At 38.3% G+C, this 4632-nt stretch carries 5 protein-coding genes; all 5 read left to right on the forward strand.

The annotated features are described in order from the left end of the window. Positions 1–1358: phenylalanine--tRNA ligase subunit beta (locus tag ACFIO3_RS01160; RefSeq protein ID WP_375704033.1), on the forward strand; the 1358-nt coding region annotated here is incomplete at its 5' end. 290 nt (positions 1359–1648) lie between these two features. After that, a complete protein-coding gene (locus ACFIO3_RS01165; protein ID WP_375606167.1) occupies positions 1649–2557 on the forward strand; it encodes a metal ABC transporter substrate-binding protein in 909 nt (302 codons plus the stop codon). Continuing rightward, positions 2554–3384 carry a manganese/iron ABC transporter ATP-binding protein gene (locus ACFIO3_RS01170; RefSeq protein ID WP_375607867.1) on the forward strand — a complete coding sequence of 277 codons (831 nt, stop codon included), beginning with the start codon at positions 2554–2556 and terminating at the stop codon, positions 3382–3384. Before ACFIO3_RS01165 ends, ACFIO3_RS01170 begins: the two co-directional genes overlap by 4 nt. Next, positions 3381–4247 carry a metal ABC transporter permease gene (locus ACFIO3_RS01175; RefSeq protein ID WP_375614908.1) on the forward strand — a complete coding sequence of 289 codons (867 nt, stop codon included), beginning with the start codon at positions 3381–3383 and terminating at the stop codon, positions 4245–4247. The genes ACFIO3_RS01170 and ACFIO3_RS01175 overlap by 4 nt, the downstream gene beginning before the upstream one ends. After that, a partial coding sequence (locus ACFIO3_RS01180) for a metal ABC transporter permease (protein WP_375704034.1) occupies positions 4244–4632 on the forward strand: 389 nt, incomplete at its 3' end. The genes ACFIO3_RS01175 and ACFIO3_RS01180, both read left to right, overlap by 4 nt.

Below are 4632 nucleotides of genomic sequence, written 5' to 3' on the forward strand. Positions count from 1 at the left end.
GTCTTATCAGTGATGCACGTTATCGATTTGAACGAGGTGTTGATCCGGCTTTTATAGAAACAGGGCTTGAAATTGCAACAGAATTGGTCTTACGTCTTTGTGGTGGTGAAGTATCTAAAAAAAGAATCGTTGGCTATCAGCAACAAGAAATCAAACAGATCGCTTTTCCTTTTTCTGAAATTAAACGTTTAACAAATTTGGAAATAGAGCCTGAAAAAGTCATCTCTATTTTAACAAAACTCGGATTTTTTGTTGAAGGAAAAGGAGATGTCGTTACGGTAAAAGTACCATCATGGCGCCCTGATATTATGGGTAAAGCCGATTTGGTGGAAGAGGTTATGAGAATTTATGGGTTAGATAAAATTAAACCTATTCCTTTGGAAAACTTTGCAGAAGGAAAAGATCAAATTTTAACATGCGCACAAATTCGTTCACGTGCTACACGTTTGGCTCTAGTGCAACGTGGTATGAAAGAAGCGGTAACATGGTCTTTTATTTCTGAAAATCAAGCTCTTGCTTTTGGAGGAGGTCAAGAAGAGCTTAAATTAGTTAATCCTATTGCTGCTGATATGTCAGTAATGCGTCCTTCCCTTTTACCTGGTTTGATTATGGCGGCACAGAGAAATGCTGATCGTGGTTTTTCCGATCTTTCTTTGTTTGAAGTTTCAAGTATTTATGAGGGTGACACCCCTGATAAACAACACCGTGTTGTTAGTGGAGTTCGTCGCGGAACAGAGCAATTTAAAGGGGCAGGGCGTTTTTGGAATGGAAATGCAACCGTCGTTGATGTTTTTGATGCCAAAGCAGATGCTTTAGCTGTTTTAGAAGCATGTGATATGGATGTTGGGAAAGTACAGATTGAAGTTGGAGCACCTGATTGGTATCATCCAGGTCGTTCAGGTGTCATAAAACTTGGATCAAAGATTATTCTTGGTTTTTTTGGTGTTTTTCATCCTGCTACATTAGAAACGTTAGATGTCAGTGGTCCTTTATGCGGCTTTGAAATTTTTCTAGACCGAATTCCAGAATCAAATAAAAAAACGACCAAAAGCCGTCCTCCTTTGAAACTCTCACCTTTTCAAATGGTGCGGCGTGATTTTGCCTTTATAGCGGATAAAACTGTTGCCTCTTCTCTTATTACTCGGGCGGCAAGTGGAGCTGATAAAAAACTTATTCATTCAGTGCAGGTTTTTGATATTTTTGAAGATTTAAGCTTTGGTGAAGATAAAAAATCTGTTGCAATTGAAGTAACTATTCAGCCCATAGAACGGACTCTAACAGATGAAGATTTAGAAAAGCTTGCCTCAAAGATCGTGGATAATGTTACCAAAATGACAGGTGCATATTTACGCTACTGAGTATTCTCATTTTTTATGAGATATTTTACATGAAGTGGGAGCATTTTTGAGTGCTCCCTTTTTGTTTGGCATTCAAGAGCTATAGAACTTCTTGAAAGGGGATCTCTTTACTAAAACAAGCTGCTTAAATCATCAGTTTTTTCAATATGAAAAAACTGTTTTTAAACATCTTGAAAAGTTATTTTTTCTCTTAATCCTTCATTGCAAATGTAAAAGATAACTGCTATTGCTAAATGATAATGCAAATTATTTGCAATAAAAAGAAGGCATATAAAGGAAAGAGAGCATCAATGAACGTAAGAACATTTTTCACCATAGTTTTTGGAAGTGTTATTTTTTTTACACCCAATTTTGCTTTGTGTGCTGGTAAATTTAAAGCTGTTACGACATTTACTATCATTGCTGATATGGCACGCAATGTAGCAGGTGATGCCGCTGATGTTGAATCCATTACAAAACCAGGTGCGGAAATTCATGAATATCAACCCACCCCACGCGATCTTATGCGTGCTCAGGGAGCTAACCTTGTATTGTGGAATGGTTTAGAGTTAGAGCTTTGGTTTGAAAAGTTTTTTCAAAATATCAAGGATGTTCCAAGTGTTGTTGTTTCAAAAGGTATTCTACCCATTAAAATTGGTGAGGGCCCTTTTAGCGGTAAACCCAATCCTCATGCGTGGATGTCACCGACCTCTGCTTTGATTTACGTTGATAATATTCGCGATGCTTTTGTAAAATATGACCCTGAACATGCTGAAATTTATAAAGAGAATGCTGAAATTTATAAACAGAAAATTCGTGCAACGATTGATCCAATTAGAGCTGAATTAGAAGCCGTACCGCAAGATAAGCGTTGGCTTGTGACCAGTGAGGGGGCTTTTAGCTATTTGGCGCGTGATTTTGATCTAAAAGAACTTTATTTATGGCCCATCAATGCTGACCAACAAGGAACACCACAGCAGGTCAAGCATGTTATTGATATGGTTCGCAAATACAATATTCATGCAGTTTTTTCTGAAAGCACTATTTCCCCTGCACCTGCTAAGCAGGTTGCCAGAGAAACAGGGGCTAAATACGGTGGTGTTCTCTATGTTGATTCTCTGAGTGAGAAAAATGGTGAGGTCCCCACTTATATTGATTTATTACGTGTCACGAGTGGGCGTATTAGCAAGGCTCTAGCAGAGGGAGTAAAAAGCCAATGACGGAATGTGGAATATTTGCCCAAGGGGTAACGGTAACTTATCGTAATGGACATACAGCTTTACGCGAAGTGAATTTTGAAAGTCCAAAGGGTTCTATTACGGCATTGGTTGGTGTTAATGGATCCGGTAAGTCAACGTTATTTAAAGCGATTATGGGGTTTGTACGCCCCTCAAAGGGAAAAATTCGCATGTTTGATTTGCCCGTTGATGTAGCTTTGAAAAAAAATCTTATTGCTTATGTTCCTCAAAGTGAAGATGTCGATTGGAATTTTCCTGTCTTGGTTGAAGATGTTGTATTGATGGGGCGGTACGGTCATATGAATTTCTTTCGCTATGCCCGTACACAAGATTATGAAGCCGTTCGTATTGCCTTAGAACGTGTTGATATGCTGGCTTTTGCTAAGCGCCAAATTGGAGAACTTTCTGGTGGACAGAAAAAGCGTGTTTTTCTAGCACGCGCTCTTGCACAAAAAGCAAAAGCTATTTTATTAGATGAACCGTTTACAGGGGTTGATGTTACAACAGAAGATAAAATCATTGCTTTGTTACAAGATCTTCGTAAAGAAGGAGCTGTGATCTTGGTTTCAACGCACAATTTGGGCTCTGTTCGTGAATTTTGTGATCATACGGTTTTAATAAAAGGAACAGTGTTAGCTTCCGGATTAACTGAAAAAATCTTTACAAAGCAAAATCTGGAAAAAACTTTTGGAGGGTCTTTGCACCACCATATTTTTGATCTTCAAAGCACAAAAAAAAATGATGTTTTCATGGGAAGAAAGCAGTCTGCAGTTTGTGAAGATATTGAAAGAGTGGAGCACGTTGCATGATTTCTTGGTTGCTTGAGCCACTGAGCTATCAATATATGGTGAATGCAATGTGGGTTTCTGGGTTAGTTGGGTGTGTTTGTGCCTTTCTTTCGGCTTTTTTGATGTTAAAAGGTTGGTCATTGATTGGTGATGCACTTTCCCATTCGATTGTTCCTGGTGTAGCAGGAGCTTACCTTTTAGGGTTACCTTTTTCACTCGGCGCTTTTTTTTCTGGTGGTCTTGCAGCAGCAGCAATGCTCTTTTTTAACCATCGAACAAAACTTAAAGAAGATACCATTATTGGGCTCATTTTTTCTTCCTTTTTTGCCTTTGGGTTATTTCTCAAATCATTAAAACCAATGGCTGTTAATATTGATACGATTGTTTTGGGAAATATTTTAGCAGTTAGTTCAACAGATATTCTACAATTGGCTTTTATCGGCTTTTTTTCTTTGCTTATATTGCTTTTGAAATGGAAAGATCTTCTTGTTTCATTATTTGATGAAACGCATGCGCATGCCATTGGATTAAACGTAAAGTTTTTAAAGATTCTCTTTTTCACATTACTGGCCGCTTGTACCGTTGCTGCCATGCAAACCGTTGGAGCGTTCTTAGTCATTTGTCTTGTTGTGACACCTGGGGCAACAGCCTATCTTTTAAGTGATCGTTTCGTAAATGTCTTGATTATTGCAGTTATAATTGGAACATTCACAAGTGTCTTGGGTGTTTATGTAAGTTATTTTTTGAATGCGCAAACAGGCGGGGTCGTAGTACTTTTTCAAGCATTTTTATTTATTTTGGCTTTTGTTTTTGCTCCTAAACACGGGTTTATTGCTGCACGCTTACGTATAAATGCGGCAAAAAAGGGTGTGATATTATCATGATTGATCAATTACTGCTTCCGTTTCAATTTTCTTTTATGCTTAAGGGTATGTTTATTGTCATGATTCTTTCTGTTCCAATGGCAATGCTTTCCTGCTTTCTTATCTTAAAAGGATGGGCACTGTTAGGCGATGCCATTTCCCATGCAGTTTTTCCCGGTGTTGTTGTTGGTTATATGACAACACCATGGGTAATTGCATTTTTAACTTCTTTGCCATTTGCTTGGATTCAGCATATGCGTCCCGAGAATATTACAATGACTTTGATTACTTGCGGTGCTTTTGTTGCAGGAATGGTGTGTGCACTATTAACGGGTTTTTTAGGAAGCAATAGCCGTATCAAACAGGACACGGTGATGGGTGTGGTCTTTTCTTCAATGTTTGGTTT

It is taken from the genome of Bartonella sp. AD328YNZD (genome assembly GCF_042196425.1).